General features: G+C 32.7%; 20 protein-coding genes. 8 read left to right on the top strand and 12 right to left on the bottom strand.

Annotated features, from left to right (window positions below):
• Positions 1-910 (top strand): Rpn family recombination-promoting nuclease/putative transposase (locus C8N37_RS21860; protein WP_170114579.1); only part of this gene is annotated, 910 nt, incomplete at its 5' end.
• Positions 911-1,189: 279 nt separating this feature from the next.
• On the opposite strand, the gene C8N37_RS21855 is transcribed toward C8N37_RS21860, so the two are convergent.
• Positions 1,190-1,750, bottom strand: a complete 561-nt coding sequence (locus tag C8N37_RS21855) for a hypothetical protein (RefSeq protein ID WP_108160898.1) — start codon at positions 1,748-1,750, stop codon at positions 1,190-1,192.
• A 776-nt stretch (positions 1,751-2,526) separates the two neighbouring features.
• Here C8N37_RS21855 and C8N37_RS21850 point away from each other — a divergent pair.
• On the top strand, positions 2,527-2,976 hold the full coding sequence (locus C8N37_RS21850; protein WP_108160897.1) for a nuclear transport factor 2 family protein: 450 nt from the start codon (positions 2,527-2,529) through the stop codon (positions 2,974-2,976).
• Positions 2,977-3,068: 92 nt separating this feature from the next.
• On the opposite strand, the gene C8N37_RS22695 is transcribed toward C8N37_RS21850, so the two are convergent.
• The 4 genes from C8N37_RS22695 to C8N37_RS21830 all read right to left on the bottom strand — a co-directional run bounded on the left by C8N37_RS22695 (position 3,069) and on the right by C8N37_RS21830 (position 6,863).
• Entirely contained in the window at positions 3,069-3,683 is a 615-nt protein-coding gene (locus C8N37_RS22695; RefSeq protein ID WP_146171122.1) for a hypothetical protein, read from the bottom strand.
• Between the two features lie 1,228 nt (positions 3,684-4,911).
• On the bottom strand, positions 4,912-5,469 hold the full coding sequence (locus C8N37_RS21840; RefSeq protein WP_108160895.1) for a hypothetical protein: 558 nt from the start codon (positions 5,467-5,469) through the stop codon (positions 4,912-4,914).
• A 203-nt stretch (positions 5,470-5,672) separates the two neighbouring features.
• Positions 5,673-6,206, bottom strand: a complete 534-nt coding sequence (locus C8N37_RS21835; RefSeq protein WP_108160894.1) for a DUF4304 domain-containing protein — start codon at positions 6,204-6,206, stop codon at positions 5,673-5,675.
• Between the two features lie 24 nt (positions 6,207-6,230).
• On the bottom strand, positions 6,231-6,863 hold the full coding sequence (locus tag C8N37_RS21830; protein WP_108160893.1) for a hypothetical protein: 633 nt from the start codon (positions 6,861-6,863) through the stop codon (positions 6,231-6,233).
• 161 nt (positions 6,864-7,024) lie between these two features.
• Here C8N37_RS21830 and C8N37_RS21825 point away from each other — a divergent pair, with 161 nt between their 5' ends.
• The 6 genes from C8N37_RS21825 (at position 7,025) to C8N37_RS21800 (ending at position 10,922) form a co-directional block, all read left to right on the top strand.
• Positions 7,025-7,645: a hypothetical protein gene (locus tag C8N37_RS21825; RefSeq protein ID WP_108160892.1), complete on the top strand. Its 621-nt coding sequence runs from the start codon at positions 7,025-7,027 to the stop codon at positions 7,643-7,645.
• A gap of 524 nt (positions 7,646-8,169) precedes the next feature.
• On the top strand, positions 8,170-8,502 hold the full coding sequence (locus C8N37_RS21820; protein ID WP_108160891.1) for a HEAT repeat domain-containing protein: 333 nt from the start codon (positions 8,170-8,172) through the stop codon (positions 8,500-8,502).
• Positions 8,503-8,588: 86 nt separating this feature from the next.
• Positions 8,589-8,867: a hypothetical protein gene (locus tag C8N37_RS21815; RefSeq protein WP_108160890.1), complete on the top strand. Its 279-nt coding sequence runs from the start codon at positions 8,589-8,591 to the stop codon at positions 8,865-8,867.
• Positions 8,868-9,151: 284 nt separating this feature from the next.
• Complete coding sequence (locus tag C8N37_RS23320) at positions 9,152-9,250, top strand: CPCC family cysteine-rich protein (RefSeq protein ID WP_211322325.1); 99 nt, start codon at positions 9,152-9,154, stop codon at positions 9,248-9,250.
• A gap of 41 nt (positions 9,251-9,291) precedes the next feature.
• Entirely contained in the window at positions 9,292-10,305 is a 1,014-nt protein-coding gene (locus C8N37_RS21805; RefSeq protein ID WP_170114578.1) for an outer membrane protein assembly factor BamB family protein, read from the top strand.
• A gap of 293 nt (positions 10,306-10,598) precedes the next feature.
• Positions 10,599-10,922: a heavy metal-binding domain-containing protein gene (locus C8N37_RS21800; RefSeq protein WP_108160888.1), complete on the top strand. Its 324-nt coding sequence runs from the start codon at positions 10,599-10,601 to the stop codon at positions 10,920-10,922.
• 98 nt (positions 10,923-11,020) lie between these two features.
• Here C8N37_RS21800 and C8N37_RS21795 read toward each other — a convergent pair whose 3' ends face one another.
• From C8N37_RS21795 to C8N37_RS21770, 7 genes are all read right to left on the bottom strand, one after another.
• Complete coding sequence (locus tag C8N37_RS21795; protein ID WP_108160887.1) at positions 11,021-12,358, bottom strand: HlyD family secretion protein; 1,338 nt, start codon at positions 12,356-12,358, stop codon at positions 11,021-11,023.
• The gene (locus C8N37_RS21790) at positions 12,358-14,577 is read right to left on the bottom strand and encodes a peptidase domain-containing ABC transporter (protein ID WP_108160886.1); all 2,220 of its coding nucleotides are present in this window, start codon (positions 14,575-14,577) and stop codon (positions 12,358-12,360) included. The genes C8N37_RS21795 and C8N37_RS21790 overlap by 1 nt, the downstream gene beginning before the upstream one ends.
• A 17-nt stretch (positions 14,578-14,594) precedes the next feature.
• Positions 14,595-16,751, bottom strand: a complete 2,157-nt coding sequence (locus C8N37_RS21785; RefSeq protein ID WP_108160885.1) for a glycosyltransferase — start codon at positions 16,749-16,751, stop codon at positions 14,595-14,597.
• Between the two features lie 109 nt (positions 16,752-16,860).
• Positions 16,861-17,706 (bottom strand): hypothetical protein, encoded by an 846-nt coding sequence (locus C8N37_RS21780; RefSeq protein ID WP_108160884.1) that lies wholly within the window; start codon positions 17,704-17,706, stop codon positions 16,861-16,863.
• Between the two features lie 22 nt (positions 17,707-17,728).
• Positions 17,729-17,884, bottom strand: coding sequence for a hypothetical protein (locus tag C8N37_RS22885; protein ID WP_153198562.1), 156 nt, complete (start codon positions 17,882-17,884; stop codon positions 17,729-17,731).
• Between the two features lie 27 nt (positions 17,885-17,911).
• Entirely contained in the window at positions 17,912-18,772 is an 861-nt protein-coding gene (locus tag C8N37_RS21775) for a hypothetical protein (RefSeq protein ID WP_108160883.1), read from the bottom strand.
• 13 nt (positions 18,773-18,785) lie between these two features.
• Positions 18,786-19,907: a hypothetical protein gene (locus C8N37_RS21770; protein WP_108160882.1), complete on the bottom strand. Its 1,122-nt coding sequence runs from the start codon at positions 19,905-19,907 to the stop codon at positions 18,786-18,788.
• Positions 19,908-19,942: the final 35 nt, after the last annotated feature.

The following is a 19,942-nucleotide window of genomic DNA, read 5'->3' as shown; positions in this document are numbered from 1 at the left end:
TATTATTATAAAAAAAACAAAAAGTAACTTAGGTAAGTATGTTGGTTTTAGTGGAGACTGGAGTTTTAAATTTTATTTTGGCAGGGAAGAAAATAAGCCGATTTTAATTGGGTTCTTAAATGGGCTCTTTGAGGGAGGGAAAGTTATTCAAGATCTTCATTATCGGCCTGTGGAGCAGGATGGCGATCTTGAAAATGAAAGGAAGGTTATTTTCGATCTGTATTGTACCGGTATTGATGGTGAGCATTTCATTATTGAGATGCAACAGCTATATCAAGATTTTTTTAAAGACCGAACCGTTTTTTATACATCCAGGCTTATCAATAAACTTATACCCAAGGGCTATAAGGGAAATACATACGAACTTCCCGAAGTATATTTTATTGGTATCTTAGAATTTGAGTTAGGAGAAACAGAATCCGGAAAGTATTTTTATGATGTTGCCCTTTGCGATAAGCAGAGTAATCGTGTTTTTTATGAAAAGCTTGGTTATAAGCTGTTAGTATTACCAAATTTTAATAAGAATGAGGCTGATATAAAGACGGATATGGATATGTGGCTATACTTATTGAAAAACATGAGTAAACTTGATAAAATACCGGATTTTTTGGATAAGCGGGTATTTGGTCTTATCTTTGACATAGGCGAAGTAGCAAAATTAACACCGGAGGATAAGATGGCATACGAAGCAAGTTTAAAACATAAGCGTGATGCAGAGAATACCTATTCTACTGCTCAGCGCATTGGACATGATCGAGGTTTAAAAGAGGGTTTAAAAGAAGGTATTGCAAAAGGCGAGCAGAAAAAAGCTATTGAGACAGCTTTGAAATTTAAAAATATGGGTTTACCTTTAGAACAAATTGCTGAGGGTACCGGCCTTACCATCGACGAGATTGAAAAGCTGAAATAAATCAAATAGATCATATATAAATAATAAATAAAGCCATTCTGTCAAGAATGGCTTTATTTGTTTTATACCCTCCTTACGGCTTTCAGTATTTTTTAATCAAACCGATCACCACAAAAATCTCTTTTCAGCACCAGCTGTTATTGGAGTCAATGCTTTGAGTGCGATCCGGAGCGAGCTTCGTCTTGTTTGCTTCGCAGATCTCTTCGGGATTTTTCGGTGGGCGCTCCCGCAATTATGAAAACAAATTCCAGTAGCTATATTGACTACTTTAAGTCACCCTTATTCTAGATAATTCTCCTTTTCCATTTCTTGTATCTCTTTTTCGATTTCATCATCGACAATGCTAGAAAGATTAGTTTTAACTTCTTTAATAGATTTGTATCTCCTTACGTCTTTATAAAATCGTGATATATAAATATCTTTTTCCCATTTTAGAAGATTAAAACTGAATGTAAAATAGTCTGAAGGTGATTTTATTACACAAGTCACCACGTAGTTGTCGCTACCTTTTTTATCAAAATATGTTTCGTGATAGGAAGAGTTCGTATCAATGTTCAGTTTATTGGCTTTAACTTTTAGTTCATTCCAAGCAACGGGTAATTCCAATTCCGAACCTTGTAGCATTCCTAAGACAAATTCAGCAGGACTATCTTTAAAACTAGAAAAATCTTCTTTTGGAAACAGACTTTTAAGTTTAAGCGCATACTTGAAATCTTCGATTTTTCCTCTTTGTATTAAAAATTCGGTGGTTCTTTTTCCAATATCTTCAATTTTGGTATTGATTTGTGATAGCAAAATGTTGTGTGTAAAAAGGGAGATGATAAGTAAAATTAATTTCATAAATGTATTATAGTATTAAAGGTATTTTTCAAGGGATAAGTACTTCCCATTGTTAGTACAATCATCATCAAAAGAACCATTAACAGTTAATATATGAAAATCGTATATATAATTCCCAGTGATTCAATTTGGAAAATAATAATTATCAAATGCGATTGAAATCTCAATATACAATACTACTAAAAAAGTATAATTTGTTTTAATTTCTTTTTTCTTAGCATTGCGTATAATCAAGTTCTAAAATTTAGTGATTTAAACACCATTTAGATGATATAGGTAGCTATTGTCTTTTAATGACCTTAACTTTAGCCATTATAAGTATATAGGTTAACCGCGTTAAGATACAGATAAGAACCAAATATCTATCATGTAGAATAGTTGCGAATTCTTGAGAATCCATATACATCAAAAGGGCCTAATTCTCATTAGACCCTTTATCTTGGCGTTCAACTGCACAGTAATTTTTATGTTTCTTATCGTTTCCTCTATTTTGTTTCATCATCCAGATTGCTTTCAAGCAATTGGATTTATTTACTGTACTACGTCATTTATCGTTTTACACTTTCCTGTTGAAAGTATATTTGTTATCGCTTTGTATTATAAGAACACCTGTCGAATAGAATAGTTCAAAAAAGTTTAAAATAATTTCACCTATTCATTTCGATCATTCACCGAGTTTTTAGTTGGTTTAGTCTAATTGCCATAGGGTAAGGACGATTTACACCCTACTTTTGAATCAACAAATAAGAACTAACAAACTATAAAATAAAGACATTATGAACACTTTAGCAAAAACATTCGCAGCAGCAGCCTTAATAGCAGTATCTACATTCACTATCGCAGCAGGCAAACCAGAGGTATCAAACCCTAAAAAAGCAGTGGTCAATTTATCTACAGCAGATCTAGCCATTGATCATTATGTTGCGGTTATGACAGCAGGTCAATCGGCTGGAGTAGAGCAGCTGTTTACAACAGACTTCAGTCAAAAAGTTCAGACATCAGAAGATAAAACCAATAGCCGTTTGGAAGTTATCTCCTTCTTGAAAAAACAAAAAGGAGAGCAATTAAACTGTAAAACCAGAACTACCATCGTACAGGAGTCAGCAGACTATATGATCGCCAAAGTAACGATGCAGTTTGAAGGTTTTACCAAAACAGATCTTGTGACTTTAGTCAATGACGGCGGTAATTGGAAAGTATCTCAATCGATCAATTCTTATAAGTAATCAAGTTTAATCCATATATTAACTAGAAGCCATGTCGTAAGATGTGGCTTTTTAGTGTCTCTGTTTTTGATATAAAGAGTGATTTCAATAAGTTATAATTTAATTTTAAATATAGGAGTTTGTACTTTTTTTATTGGCCAATCCTTTTTTCTTGTAACCAATTCCTCCTTAAGCCCGTCAGAGGAGTAAGATGGTCTTGACTGCCTAACATATATCGGGACATTATAATTTGGGATCACATCCAATTCAGCATAACATTTTTTTGCCATGTCAACTATTGCTGTCCTGTTTTCCTCTGTACCTGCGATCTGACTAGCAATGTAAGACTCAGGGCCATAAATTTTTTCATAGATCTTTGAAGCTTCAAATGTCGTGAATTTTGCACGCATCATAATTTGAACTAATACTGAGTATAAGCTATTATCTTGAGGAGATAATTCTATTTGTTGCAATATATTAGGGATCTCCTCCCACATGATCAATTCTACCAATAGATCTTTTGTGTTATCACCAATAAATTTTAAATCGGACCACATTTGATCCACGTAACCAATGATTTCTTTTCTATTCTTATGTAAAAATTGTAATTGTCTATCGCTCCAATACTCTAAAGGTAAATCTGATCGATAAAAGGCACCGTATATTCCTGTTGATTTAAATCGACCAAGACTTCCACAATTTTGCATATAGAATTCTTGTGTCATCATACAGTAGTTAAATCTATCGCGATTGTTTAGCGAATTAAATGTTTTGGCTGAAAGATGGTGGCTCAATGCATAATAGCGATCCTTACTTAAGGTCTCATTTCCTGAGACCAATTCGTCAATATAATATTCTCGCAACAGAGTACTTACAATTGATTTTCTATCAATAACCGGTATATTTTTATATTTATACTGGTCCAACCTGTATACATAAGCCGGCAAATTATTTGTTACAAATTTCGTGGTATCCTTAAGTTTATATTGAGAAAAACAGAGTAAAGGACAACCCCAAAAAAGTAATATTGAAATGTATTTTAATAAGTTTTTAAGAAAAGGCGTACAATTGGTCAATATCATATTTAGCGAAGCTCTAAGTCAATAATATTATAATTTCTTTTATTAAGATAATGAAATTAATGTCCTCATCCTATTTTTTAATACAATAAATTGAGAAATCAATGATAAAGAGATTATTCGCTAACTGCTTTATAAATATTACTAATTTAAAACTGAAGAAAAAAATACCAATACCATCAAGGGGAGAGAAGTCCTGCGTTATTTTGATCTCATTTCAGCAACAGCTGTTATTGGAGCCAATGCTTTGAGTGTGATCCGGAGCTAGCACATGTTGGCGATATGGGCGTACTGGAGTTTGGGAAAATATTAAATACGTTTATTTCGACTATCGATCTGCCTTTGGATAAAAGTAGGGGATCACAAGCTAACCACCATTACTTTTCATAGCTATATTATTTACGAGCAGAATTCCTTTTCAATTGAAAGATAATATAACCAATAAGCGGAAGTGTGGACGAAAGAATAATGTAAATGCATTGAGCTTGAAAATGAGTTACACTTGGAGCTTTATTCAAAATTTTATATATTAATACATCATAGACTATATAGTAAGCCTCAAATGTCAGCCACAAGATCGAGATATCTCTGTTGGTATTAAACTGATAACCTCCTGTTATCAGTATACACGAAACAAGTATTAACAGTCCAATCAATCCGGGCAAGAATATGGATAGATCCTTTTATTATTTTGCCCCTGTACATATCCAGCATACATAAGCCCTGCTGCTTGTATCCCAAAAATAACTAGATTAAAATTTAAATTCTCAGTAAAATAATGTAGCCAATCCCGATCTGTGAATAACGCATAAAAGTCATGATCATAAAACAGAGATGAACAAATAGTGGGGCGTTCATTTTTTTCATTTTACCAATGTTACTTCTTATAAAATCGCAATGTCTTTACCGCATTTAGAAGATCCTTTTCGTTTTGTACTTTTAAATCTGCTGCAGCAAGGTTAAATCGGGTTTTTGAAGAACCTCTCTGCCATAGACTGTCGATGTAAACTCCTGTCAATCCATTACCGGATATTCTAGCAAATACTATTTTAGCATGTCTATTATGAATCGTATCCCAAGATACATTTTGTTTTCTAAACCGATCGGCATCAAAATCTAGCGGTATGTCCTTTACAATAATATCTTTCATGGAGTCAGTAGCACTTTCCTCCATCATCTGTCTCGTGATTATTTCTATGTTATGCTCAGTCAAATTATTAGAGTACATACCCAGATCAAAGTACAGTGTATCAGATTTATCTACAGCAATGGCACCTACATAACTATCTATTCCATTTTTTTTAACCTGCTGCCATTTATAAGGGACATCAAGTGTAAATAGACCAAAATCCATTTTCTTTCTTCGATGTGGATCTTCACAGCCAATAAAAAGCATCATAAGGATAATAACTTGGGCTATTTTTAAAAAATTCATACTATGGATTACTATCTTTTGAATTTACAAAACAGGACTCAAAAATCAAAGTATTTAATAAGTCAACATCATTTCGTCAAGTTTTTTTTATTTGATGTTAATACCTTAAAAAGAATAGGACAGTTCCCATATTTTAAATTATGGATGGTTGGTGCTTGACTAATGATGGGACAAACGATTATATTATTCTTTGGATATTTTTTCTATTCGCCTTTGGCTTTATCAACGATCTTTAGCTCAGCAAAGAATTTCATTTTAGCTGCAGTATGTAATAACGATTCTTCAGATATTTCTAGTTCGTTGATAATGTTCTCCACAGTGTTTAATTTTTCAAAGAATGGTAAAATGAAATCTGAAATATTATATTTCATTTCAACAATGAGCTCATCGACATCTGTCAGACCATTTATATTATACCACACATCTGGCAAATCCTTAATCTCTCCAATTCTTTTTCTTATTAAACATTCGGGTTCGGTTGGAAATGTTGGAATTTCTTTATTTAGGAAATTAAAACAGGCTAGCCAATACTCAGGTGAAAAGATTCCAATGTTAATTGTGAAATTGATATCATCCTTGGTGCTGTAATAACTTTTTTGAATATTTATTATGTGACCTATTTTTTCAAGGGGTAGATAGAAATTATTAGCCTTCTTTTTAAAGCCCAGTCCTTTTAAAGTATCATGAAAACCTTCTTTTATGAGCTTTTCAAATTTTTCTTGAGTATTTGTTTTCATATCTTACTTTTAGCTGGCTTAAAACTAGTCGCGTTTTTTGACAGATTCATCTATAAGTTTCATCATCTGCTCAACAGTTTTTCCTACTTCTTCTTTCCCTACAACTAATGTTTTTTTTTCTAAACCCTTCGGAAGAGTAATTTTACCGTTAAATTCGGGAAGAAACAAATTAATTTTTTCCTGATCCATTTTATTGAAATTTAAGAAAGTCCATCTTTCTGGTTCACCTTCTTTTAACGCTAATAAGTTCGCTGAAGTGATAGCTATTTTGTCTTTTTCAGGCATAGACATTACCAATACTTGAGGAATAAAGCAATATGCTATCCCATCAATTTTTGAGATCTCCATATCAACGTAATTGATGACAGAATCAAATTTAATTCCATAATTTGTAAGCGAAGAATAGACTTCCTTAGTCAGTTTTGTTGCTTGTTCTATTCCGCCCATACATTTAATTAAGCGGAAAGAAGTTTGGCTCAGAATACCTTCAACATCTCCGGAAATCGATGCTTTTGTGATGATTGACAATGCATCCCTAAGCTGCGGATCTTTTTGTGCAGAGCTTGTATTATAGAAAATAGTTAAAAGTATAAAAATTAAAAATGTTCTTTTTGGTTTGAGGTTTCTATATTGGTTAAACAAATCGATATTGTGCATAATTGAGCGAGGGTTAATTCCAATGAATTTACAGGTTTTTAGTGAAAAATCAAATTTAGATAGATATCCTGATTTTCCAATATAATAGCAATACCATTAATTCTTACATACCACAACCGGTTATAGTTTTATCGTCAGTCACTAAATCCTCAAGAGATCTTATGAAGTTTGTCCCCCTGAGTAGAGTCATACTATTAGAATTAAAACGTAACGGTTATAACATTTTGACATCTAAAAATACAGTTGACGACGAAAACCCAACATGGTATCCGTTAACTGTTCCAGATGTTGATGATTATTTGTTACACCTAGATTGTAGTGGAAGCATTGTTCCTATGGAAGAGCAAGCGCTATTGGTCATCGACGATGCACTAGCCAATATAGCGGAGGGGCAGCTTTTAGGAGAAGTATTTATTGAAATAGATCATTTAGGGGAATTGGAGGATAAAATCCAGTTTTACGGCAAGCAATATAAGTTTATCTCCAATCCAGAATATTATGTTTTTTCATTCGATCCGAAGCGGGTCTTAATTCGTAATTATGCCTTGCGCACTGGCAATCATCTCCTTTATCTAGCTTATATTGGCGTAAATTATCCCACTCATATCATCGATGAGATGCGAGATCTTGAAGATCTAACCCGTTCCCTGATCTGTCTAGATCAAGAACAGGCAAGAGAATGGTTTAGTACACATGATGTTACTATGGTACAATCCGATATCTCGATATATGACAAGGATGCTATTTTAACCATATTTTACTTGGAACGGATCAGCAAATAACAATTCCTTTAGAAGAGAAAGATGAGCTGGTTTATAACTTGATGGATACAGAAGACCTACTGCAACTCCGTGATCTATTCTGGATAGATCCGCGAATAAATTAAAAGTTCATTAGTTCAATATTTATTTGTTAATGGTTGAGATGGAGTAAATGACAGACGATGAGGATTATGTTGATAACCAAAAGTTCAATAAATCATCTTTTTACTTACTGCAGAGTCATTTATTGTGGCGAAGGAGAATCCGTATTAAGAAAAATGAAAGTCTAATAAAAAAGAAGTAATATTGTTAGACCACCGGCTTGAATTAGGATTTACATTTAATAATTTGATTAATAGCTTTAAAGTAATTAAGTAATCTTTAATTTTTGGAAATTTTATAAAGGACTATTTAATAGGGATGATTATTTCGATAATTATTGGGATAAGTTCCCTGAGGGGCGACATTTACAGTTTAAAAAAGAAACACTTTCTTTACTGAAAAACAATGTTACAAATAAAGATGAAAAGGGATTAGCTAATACATTGGCCGTTCTTTCTACTGATGGAGCAGACAGTGACTATACAGATATTTTGCTACAACTTTTAGATGAGAAATGGCACATTTCAGAAGAGGACATTATAACCGTTCTTGAATTAATTAAAGACCCTAAAAGTGTGAACAAATTATATGAATTTGCTCTTGACGTTCCTGATTACGACGAAATGAGAGCTATAGCAAAAAAATGTATATGGGCATTAAGTGCAATTAATACACCTGAAGCAGTTCAAAAGTTAAAGTTGTTAACAAAAGTTGATGACCCAATTATAAAGGAAAATGCAATATTTGAACTTGAAGTGGTTCTCAAAAAGAAATAACTGGTAAGGTAATTATGATTTGGAGGAAATAACAAAAGAGTTTTGACAATATGCTTGACTGCAGGTATTACACTACGAAAAACTGAATGACGACAAAAAAGGCATACGAAATATTGGCTTCTTTGCCAGTTTATGGACCAATGTATGTGTCTGTAACAGAAAGTGGAGAACCATTTTATTCCGAAGGTTTTCCTGTTCGTTTCTATAAAAATGACGGCACAGAATGGGTAGCGAACTTTCAACCAGGTTGGACAGACTTTGCAGAAATTATAGAACTTGAAAAAACTCAAAACTTGTTAGTAATTGCTCGTGGCACTTGTTACATAATGAATCCCAACGACACAAAACCTATCGTCGTTTTCTGAGTTGGCTATTGCGATATTTTTAAAGCAAGTAAAAATAGATATGTATTTCAAGACCAGATCGATCTGACAATTTTTGAGCAAGATGGAACACATTGGAATACAGAACCAATTTCGTGTGATGGATTAAAAGAAATTAAAGTTGAAAATAATTTAGTATCGGGATTAGCGTTTTATCCAATGAATGATGCTGACGAATGGATTGAGTTTCAGTATGACCTTGACACAAAAACTTTGACGGGTGGAAGTTTTATTCATTTTGAGAATAAAAAACCTTGGTGGAAAATATGGTAACAGAAAAGTTTGCTTGCCGCTGTTGTAGCTACAAGACATTTAAAGAAAGACCCAATGGTTCATATGATATCTGTGAAGTTTGCTTTTTTTGAAGACGATCCAATTCAACTTGAAGACCCAAATGGTTAAAATTATGAAGCATATATTTTATATTATTCTTGTTATTTTAATAATAAGTTGCAAGAACAAATCTGTCACCACAGAAAAGAATAGAGATATATTAACATCAGTATTACATGGCGATACCCTTATTTATAATACTTTTTCAAAAAGTATTATAATTGAAGATTTGAGAACAAATAATGTAATAAAGAAGTTATCTGTTAATGATTTATTTTATTATTCACCTATTATTAATAGTGGAAAATTATATTTTTCTGAATCAAATAAAAAATTTGTGTGCTATGATTTAACAGAGCAACGAAATATATGGGAACTAGAAACGATAAGCATTGTTAAATCTGTTTTAATTAGAGGAAATGAAGTTATACTAAATTTAAAGAATAACGGATTTATTATCTTAGATAAGGTGACGGGAAAGGAGAAACTCAAAATTCCTTATACTTATTCAGAAGTATGTGCACATCCAGATGTATCCCCTTACTCAATGGAGATTTTGAACGGAAATTTGTATGTAGCAAATTGGAATTGTAACTCCATAAGCATGATAAATCTTGATACTGGAAAACTTTTGAAAAAGGTTAATCTGGGCTCCGGATATACGTATTTAACTGTCATAGGTAATAAGTTATTTGTCGGCTTAAATGGTAATTATAATGGCGGAAAGATTTTTATATTGGATGGAAACACCCTTAATATCGAGTTTTCCGAACGGGTGAATTTTGAAGACAGAATGAAACCCTTAATCTGGAAGGGGAAGTTGATTTATTATACTTTTGATAATCAAATTTACCTGTTTGATCCTGTAAGTCATTCGAATGAAGTCTTATTAAAGTTGTCAGAAAAAGACAATTTATCAGGATCTAAGATGATTCTATCACTAAATAATCTATATTTCCATACTGTCAATTTCGAACTTTTAGAATACAATCTAGAAGACAAAAAGTTGAAAAGATTAGGTATTTTTGGTACGAGAAAGATTGATAATATCTTTTTAAAGGATGGTAAAGTAATAAAAATATTTTAAAGATATAACTATTGAGCATCTGTGCCAAAGTAATGAGCACACAGGCTCTTAGTGATTCTCATGAATACGTGTTATAAAAAGATTATAAATGTAACACGTGTTAATTACGTGTTATATAAAGATTAAAAATGTAACACGTAAATTAAATCAAATAGATCATATAAGTAAAACATCTAAAGCCATTCTGTCAAGAATGGCTTTAGATGTTTTATTCCTTCCTTACGGCTTCCCGTATTTTTTAATCAAACTGATGCTTTATTTTCGGGCTTTTAAAACAGTATTCATCGTACACCATGATCGTTACCAGTACCAATACTATCGAGGGGAGAGAAGTCCTGCGTTATTTTGATCCCATATCAGCAACAGCTGTTATTGGAGCCAATGCTCTGAGTGAGATCGGAGCCAGCTTCGTGGACTTTTTCGGTGGTCGTTCCCGCAATTATGAAAACAAACTACAGGAGCTATATAAGAGCGTAGTGGAGTCTTTAAAGCAAAATGCGCGTAGCTATAGGGCAGATGCCGTTATAGGCTTCAGCGTCAATATTGATGAGCTCTCGGGCAAGGGAACCCCAATCATTTATGCTCACCGCTATCGGCACTCCTGTATTGCTCAATGAAATTAAACATATACAATCAGAAGCGGTAGGTGGAGATATCGATGGGTCTGTTATAAAGAACAAATTCTATACTCGTACTTCAATCCTATATTTCTAATTTAGTTTTGTGGTTGTGCTATATACTTAAGGTTATCAAAAAAGCGTTCTATCAAGCGCCTATCTTTAGTTATTATTTCTGCGACACCTTTAGATTCATATCTGAATTCGAGGTTTGATCCATAGTTTGTTGTTAATCCTTTCGGAAAATGAAGCGTTACTAGATATGTTTCAATATCTCCATCTGCAGTTTTTGTACTGTTACTTACTAGATCTATATTGTTTACTGTAGCTTTAATATATCCAAATTCCATATATGGATAATCTGCTAATTTCACGATTACACTTTGACCGCTTTTTACTTTACCGGCACCATTTACAGGAAGCATGACTTGACCGATCAAATTATTTTGAGATGGAACAATAGAAAATAGATGTTCTCCTTGCTGCACGAATTGATTGTCGTTCCAGAATTTTAAAAATTGAATCTTACCGTCAAAAGGTGCTCTAAATAGATATAATTTTTCCCAGTTATTTAGCTTATCAATTAAATTGTTATAAGAAGTTAAAACTTCTAGATTAAGTTGCAGCTCCCGTTCACTTTTATTGACTTTTATTTCCTGTATATTTTTTTCAGTACCTTGAATCTGTTCACGTATGCTACCTGTGTTACGGATTGACGTTTGGAAGTAGTCATTTGAACCTAAATAGGAGGCTTTCGATTTTTCAAACTCGGACAAACTAATTACTTTTCTATTGAAAAGAATAGAATCCCTTTCATACATTCGATCTGATAACGTTAAATTTTCTTTACTAATGGATTCTTTATGTTTTAAAACTGTTAGTGCTTGAGTTTGTTCGTGTAGTATTCCATATAATGCTTGTTCCTGTTTATCATATAATCGATTGTGTTGATAATCTGCTAACTGTTTTAAGGCTGATAAAAAATTTGTATATGGAGCGGTAATGTCACCTAAGTTTTTATTGTTATACAAATTATTGTAAATATTGTACGCATCATTTGTGGGTAGGTTAAGTTTAGAAATTTGTGTCCTTATTTCTGAAATTAAATGTGGATCTGTAGCATTATCGATCCAGCCAATTACTTGGCCGGCTTTGACCTTTTCTAAAGATTTAATACCATTAAGTCTCAATTTCCCATTGATTTCCGTAACCAATCTTAGTGGAGCCTGATCAGCATTGATTGTTAGTTGTCCAGTAATTATATCAGGATATTTAATGATGTAACCAAAGGAAACCAATAAAATTACAATAAAACATACCACAAGCGTTATATTTTTTGCAAATGTATTAGGCATGCGTTCAATAATATCTGTGATTTCTTCTGTTCTCTTGTCGAGCGAAATAATCTCAGTGGGTTTCTTTTCGATTATCATCATTAATTGGCTAAAAATTTAACTTCAGATTGACTTTCAACCAACTGAAAGTATCTTCCCCCGCGATTCATTAAACTATCGTGATTACCAACTTCCACTATGCAACCATCTCTCATTACAACAATCTGTTCCGCCTTCCGGATGGTGCTCAAACGATGTGCTACAACAATTACTGTTTTTCCATGAAAAACTTCGTCGAGTGCAGTAGTTATTTTGTGCTCATTGATAGTATCTAAGGCATTTGTTGCCTCATCAAAAAATAAGATATCTGGATTTTTATATAATGCCCGGGCTATTAGTACGCGTTGTCGTTGCCCTCCACTCAACCCACGTCCATCTTCTCCCATCTTCGTATGATAACCCAGAGGCAGCTGTTCAATTTCTTGACCGATATTAGCTGCTGTAACCGCTTTAATTAATCTTTCGTTGTCAGGCTTTTCATCATCAAGAATGATATTATTCAATATCGTATCGTTAAAAATTTTGCCTTCCTGCATCACCGCCCCACATTTAGAGCGCCACTGTCTGAGACCTATATTATTAACATTCATATTTCCCACTGATATTTCTCCATAACTTGGTTTATATAAGCGTAGGAGTAATTTTAATAATGTTGATTTCCCGCTGCCACTGTCTCCCACAATTGCTGTTACCTTACCATGAGGGATAATGAGGCTAACATTTTTGAGGATCACAGGAGATACATGTGTGTATTGAAAAGAAACATTTTTTACAATAATATCACTAATACCAGCAAGAGTCATATCATTGTTGCCGATGTCTTCATCCTCATCTGCAAGTGACTGAATTTCATTTAGTCTCATGAAGCTGATTTGAGCAAATTGAAAGGATACCATAAACGATATTAATTGTTGAACAGGACCATTTAGCATCCCGATGATGAATTGTGTTGAAATCATTACTCCAAAAGTAATTTCACCTGCAATAACAGCTTTAGCGCAAAAAAAAGTAATCAGTAGATTTTTAACACTGTCAATAAAGCTTGCTCCAAGATTTTGAATATTATTGATCCCCAGCATTCGCAGATTAATTTTAAAGAGTCTGGCCTGTATACCTTCCCATTTCCATCTTTTTGCCTGCTCATAATTATTAATCTTAATGTCCTGAATCCCTCCAATTGTTTCGACCCAATAACTTTGGTTCTTGGCGGTTAATTCGAAATAGTCCCAGTCCAGTTTTTTGCGTAGATTAAGAAACGCTATTACCCATAATATATATAACACACTGCCTACTATGAAAATATAAAAAATAGTATTGTTGTACATCCAAAGTATGATACTAAATATAAAAAAGGTCAATGTTGAAAATATCAGATTTAGTGAATTATTCATGATGAAAGTTCTGATCCGTTCATGATCGTATGCCCTTTGTAATATATCTCCAAGCATTTTATTCTCGAAAAATGACACAGGAAGCTTCATCAATTTAATTAAGTAATCGGAGATAAGAGCAATATTAATTCGGGAAGATAGGTGTTGAAGAATCCAATCTCGGACAGCTGAACTTAAAGTAATGCTGACAATTAAAGCAAGGTTTGCAAAAAGTACAATATTGATAAAGCTAACATCTTGGGTCTGTATCCCTACATCAATTACCGCTTTTGAAATAAAAGGTAGTATAGCTTGCATTCCCGTAATCAATAACATTACAGTTGCTAAATAAAAAAAGCTTTTTTTATATGGAGTGAAATACCCTAAAATATTTTCTAACTGTTTATTGCGGTGCGATTTCTCACCAGTTTGTCTTTGAGCAAAGTCCGCTTGCGGTTCAAGAATTAAAGCAACACCTTTTGTTACAGTTTCTTTGTTTTTAAACCATCCGTTTTCAAATTCATCTTGATTATATTCAACTTTTCCTTTTGCGGGATCTGCTATAAAAAAACGTAGATCTTTATTTCGCTTTTCTTTTATTTTATACAAGACGACAAAGTGACTATTATCCCAGTGCATGATAATGGGTAAAGGAACTTTTTCGAGAATCTGTGTTACGCTACAATGTGCGGCTAACGTGCGGATACCAATTGTTTCAGCCCCGTGTGAAATACCAGCGAGCGAAACTCCTTCTCTCGTATTACCACATAGATCCCTTAAGTATTGTAATGAATAGTATTTACCATAAAATTTTGCAATCATTTTTAAACATGCGGGACCACAGTCCATCATATCAAGTTGCCTGTCCAGTGGAAATTTCCGAAGATCCATAATGCTTAAATCAATTTTTAATTAATATTGCAGTAATTACGCTTTATGTGATCTTTCATCGTATTTACTGTGAGGACAGAAAAACCCAGCTGTTTTTGTTGAGACCGCAATACCTTCTCAATCCACTCATCTAGTAATTGTATACGCATCGGATTATTGAATATTTTATTGCCCAAATTTTGACTAATTGCAATATGAATTTTTAATTCCTCAACAGAATGATCAATCTTTAATTTATCAAGTTCAGATGAAATTAGACTAGCTGCACTTTCTCGTTGCTCTCTACCATTTTTATTTGATGTATTTTCATCATGAATCCGGTAATGTGTCAGATATTCTGGAATATTAGCAGCTTTATATTTTTTTAAAATTTTAAACCAAAGATGATAATCTTCAGCATGTGGATATTTTTTTGAATACTTGATTTTTTTTGCAATATCTGCACGTATTAAGACTGAGGGATGAGAAAATGGATTTTGGAATAGCATTGCTTGCTGAATTTCCTCATGACTGCTGGGATATTGTTTTAGTCCCATTAATTGTCCTTTGCTGTTAATCACACGATGATGACTACCTACCAGTGCTAATTCATCATTATTTGATTCCTCAAAGTACTTCACCTGTTTGTACAATCGGTTTTGTTGCATGACATCATCCGTGTCGATTCTAGCAACATATTTACCTTTAGCATATTTTATTCCGTAGTTTAAGCTATCAACTATCCCTATATTCCGTTTATTATTCAGTAAGATGATCCGAGTGTCTTTATAACTTTCTAAAATAGTACTACTACTATCTGTAGAGCCGTCATTTACGATAATTATTTCTAGATTAGTATAGCTCTGGCAAAGTATACTATTGATGCATTCCCGCAGATACTTTTCGCCGTTATAACACGGGAGAATTACACTTACAAGTGGATAATTTGAATTGCCATTCAACGTTTTTTGTGCTTCTTGTTCCTCCATCAGTCTATTATATATTTTGACTGTCTGTTGCCCCATATTACTTACTTCAAGATGTTGCTCAGCATATTTTTTAGCTTTTCTGGCTCTACTATTAGCTTTATTTTTATTATTGAGTACGCTTAAAATATTTTGCGAAAGTTTGTTTACATCAATATGTGCATCATTATCGTTTAAGACTAAAGGAGTTCGTAGACTATATTCATCCGGGACTAATTCTTTTAACCCATCGACATCAGCTACAAGCAACGGGAGACTATGATGCATCATTTCTATTGTAGTGTAACTGCATTGTTCTATATAAGATGGAACTATACCTAAATCAGCCATTTGATAAAAATCAAACAGTACTGATTTTTCTAAAGAACCAGTTATCGTTAAATTTGCCCATCGCTGGTTTGCATATTTCAATATCTCGCTGTGGTTTCCATTTCCAGCAATTATTAGTCTAACATTCGGTTTTTCTTCCAATATTTTATCCAGAGCTTTCACAAGTTCAAATACTCCCTTCCTCTGATTCACTACGCCTGCATACAATATAATTTCATCGTCAAGACTAAATCCGTACTTTTTTCTTAATATCTTCGGATCTTTTAATTCGAGCTTTTCAACTTTAAGTCCATTGTGGACAATACTCATTTGATTTTCGGGATATTGAAATAGTTTTTGTAGTGTGAAAGCTGCAAATTTTGTCACACATATTACATGATCTACGGCATTGTAGGCTACCCATTCATGTAGTAGCGATCGATCGACATACTTTATCTCTTCTTTTGAAAGAAGTAAGCCATTTATGTGTTTAAATAAGGGATAATTGTTCGTTATATTATCTCTCCAGGGTATACAATGTTTGGTCAGTATTGTTTTGCATATCATTTTTGCTTTAAGAAATTGCGCAAAAGGCGCGTGATTTATCCAATTAAAATGTAAGATTGTTGCCCGATTTGGATCTATTTCTTTGCTAAGGTATATGGCGAGGTTCTCATCCTTTGTGGTATGTTCAGGAAGCGCGATGTCGTGTGGAACATAGTAGTTTATCCCATATTCACCTTGTTCTTTATAAATATTTTTTTGTTGATCTGCATTGACAAATATAAAGTGGAGTCTAATATTTAGATCTTCCGAAATATAGTTTGTAAGTTGATCTACATATGTAGTCAATCCAGTACTATTTCGATTATAGTAGTCAATAATAAATAGACTAAGCATGATACTTTATTAAATTAGTGCAATTCATTGCAGAATTTTTAGAATTAACTTACTTGTTGAAAAATATAGTTAACTTTTCTAGGTACAGAATGGTTAACTATGATTTATGTTAAAGTATCATTAAAAAATCCTGATCTTCTTTCACGTATTTTTTAATTTTTAATTTTCTTTCACGCCCATTAGCTGATATTGTAAAAGTTTTGTCTGCATTTGCACGTATATAAACATCTATTATACTTTGAAATGGTCTACCACCTTTTGTGTATGGGATTATTAATCCGCTATAGATATTTATTTTATCAGAATTTAAAATGTTTTTATTAAAATATTCGTAATTTTTGAAGAAATAGGTATAAAGTTGATCTTTATTACCATGTAATGCCTCGTTTTCAGCTATTATGCCATTTCTATTCACAACTGCCTGAAAAATTAAAATCGAATCTTCAGGAGCAATAACTAGATCTTTATTGTTGTCATTTAGAAATAAAAGAAATTTTTCTAATATTCCCTTATTAATGCTTGTGTTTAAGGAGGTTGCATGAATGTTGTTTCTAAAATATGCATTTTTACGATCTATGACTATTCTAAAAACTTTCTCATCTTTCGGTTTCTTAATACTCGCCTTTAATTTTTTATTAAAAATAAGATCATATATTAAGGGATAATTTTTCTTTATAAAGCACACATCGCCTTGAAAGTCCAGCGCTGAGTAATATATATGTCTATAGGTCTGATTAGGAATATTTGCTGAATCGCGTTGCACATATATATACAAATCCTTAGGTTCATTGTCCTGAAACTGAATAGATATAGAATCTATTTTTTCGTATGTCGCAAATATAACATCAACTGATCTCTTTATTTGATTTTTGTATGAAACTTTTTGCTGACCCAAAACATTATTGGTTGCACTCAAAAGTACTACCAATAACATTGTTTTAATTATAATTTTCATGTATTTTTACATTTAAATTTTGTTATAAATTATAATATTTTCTAGCGGCCATAGCATACATTGCCCCAGTAGCTCCATCAGCATAAAAATCATTTAAGCTATTGTAATGCTGCGTTACACCTATATCAGATTTACTCCATACTTCGCCAGTAAGTGGATCTCTTCTTAAAGAATTCATAAGAGTATATGATGTGTTTATTAATGTTTAATAAAATATTGGATCATTAGGATTTTTATGATAATCTTTAATTTTTAAACGTCTGTAATTTCCTTGTGCCGAAAATGTAAAAGTTTTATCTGGATTGAGTCGAAGATAAATATCAATTAAACTTGTCCTTTGTGTATTACTAATTCTAGGTTTAAAAAGCCATTTTTCATTTCTGTTTTGAAAATCTCTGCGGTCTTTCTTTTGAAGAGGTTGACTGGCCTCAAAAGAGTGATATGTTTTCATGAAATAATTATAAAGAAATTCCGATTTTCCATAAATTATTTCGTTATCTCCGATTTCACCGTTCCTTAAGATAACAGCCTGAACTATTAACACCGAATCTTTAATAACATCTGTACAATCTCTGTAGTTAGTATTAAGAAGCTTAATAAAATCTTGTTTTTTTTGGGGATTTATAACAGCTCCAACTCCTCCTGATTGTAAAAAATCGTTAATAGCTGATTTTTTCGAAGTAATCGTTAAAGTATAATCTTCTTTATCCGTAGTTTTTTGTATTTCCGATTCTAATTCATCTTGAAAAATAAATTGGTGTATCAGTTTATAATCCTGATCTAACCACAACTGATCCCCTTCAAAATCTACTTTATAAGTAGTTATATCTTTTGTAATATATGGATTTGAATGTTTTTCCTTTAAAGGTTCATATATGAATAAAGTCGATGGGGCCTTATCTTCATACTGAAGATATATAGAATCAATATTTTGATAGGTATTAAATATCTCAGCTATCTTTTCATTTTGTGCATTATTTTTAAATACGGATTGTCCATAGTTCTTTAGAATAGAAGTTGCAAAAATTATATAAAATAGAAAAAGTGTTTTTATAAAGCATCTCATTATAATTGAAGTTTTAAAATTTATAATATTGTTTTACGTTATCTTCATATTTAGTTCTATTTCCATCTGTAGCATAGAAATCCTCTAAACTATTAAAAGTTTGCATTTCCGCATTGTCAGTTTTACTCCATATTTTCCCTGTTGCTGGATCTCTTCGAACCGAATGAGAGAAAACTCCATTATTGTAAAAAGAGATTATAGTAGCATCGGTTTGGTTCGAAGTATAATTATTATTCATCATATCTCTAAATGACTGGTCTTCATGTGATGAATCTATTAGGTTTGGATTATTAGGAATAGGAACAAATGGATCGTGAATCCACAGATTCAGCCCTGTTGCCGAACCATGACAATTTGCCTTATATCTTTCTGGAATGTCAAAGTGTTCGATGTTTTGTGCATCAAAATAGCTAGTGACTTTATATGCTAATACATCCAAGTTGTTTGGTCCTTTTATTATGACTGGTATTAGATTTAATTTTACTTTGTCAAATTTATCTTCAATACTACCTGTATAATCTATAGAAGTGTTAAATTTTCTCGGATCCGTAGGGTCCAGTAAGTATTCTATAACCTCTCCATTAATATCTCGTTCCCATGGGTCATTTGATATATCAGGATCAGCGGGAATAGTTATTCCTCCATTACCAGGTCCCCAATCACCACCAGCACTACCACTACCAGTGCTGCCATTTCCAGTACTATAATTATAACCGCTTCCATTTTGATATCCAGTGCTAAAATGATCGTAGCCGTGACCCGTACTATTTGACCCCGTGCTGTTTATAATTACTTCGTCTAAAACATAACCTGTACTGCTTAGACCAGTCGATCCGTACCCGCTACTAGATCCACTACTGTCACTACTTGAAGTTGTGTAGTTATTCAAGTAAGCATTAAAAGTTGTTTCATTCAATGCTATTTTTGATCCATAAAATAAATCTTGTTCAGATTCAATATTGGTTGCTGTACCAGGATCTGTAAGAAAATCTACTGATTCCTCAAAAGAATGATTAAAGAGTCCGGCATTATTTCCTGAGCTAAATCCACCAACTACCTGAACAAGTTCGACATCGGAAACAAGCGCCAATTCTCTTTCCAATTCTTCAAAAGCGAGTTTTAATTTTTTTTTCATAATTTTTTATTACTGTAAATAATATTCCATTTAAT

Origin of the sequence: Sphingobacterium faecium (genome assembly GCF_003054045.1) — a bacterium.
Taxonomy (GTDB): domain Bacteria; phylum Bacteroidota; class Bacteroidia; order Sphingobacteriales; family Sphingobacteriaceae; genus Sphingobacterium; species Sphingobacterium faecium.
The sequence above is the reverse complement of the archived record's forward strand: the minus strand, read 5'-3'. Positions and strand labels throughout refer to the sequence as shown.